Origin of the sequence: Ensifer sp. ENS08, from assembly GCF_014852195.1 — a bacterium.
Classification (GTDB): Bacteria; Pseudomonadota; Alphaproteobacteria; order Rhizobiales; family Rhizobiaceae; genus Ensifer; species Ensifer adhaerens.
Window position 1 is genome coordinate 1 of sequence record NZ_JACVBF010000086.1, and the last position, 267, is coordinate 267.

At 61.0% G+C, this 267-nt stretch carries 1 pseudogene; it reads left to right on the forward strand.

Annotated elements, in window-relative coordinates:
- Positions 1-267, forward strand: a pseudogene (gene tuf / locus IB272_RS34615) (elongation factor Tu); the annotation flags it as partial.

Consider the following 267-nt stretch of genomic DNA (forward strand, 5'->3'; position numbering starts at 1 on the left):
TTCGCGAACTTCTGTCGTCCTACGAATTCCCGGGCGACGACATTCCGATCATCAAGGGCTCGGCTCTTGCTGCTCTGGAAGATTCGGACAAGAAGATCGGCGAAGACGCGATCCGCGAGCTGATGGCCGCTGTTGACGCCTACATCCCGACGCCTGAGCGTCCGATCGACCAGCCGTTCCTGATGCCGATCGAAGACGTGTTCTCGATCTCGGGCCGTGGTACGGTTGTGACCGGTCGCGTTGAGCGCGGCATCGTCAAGGTCGGCG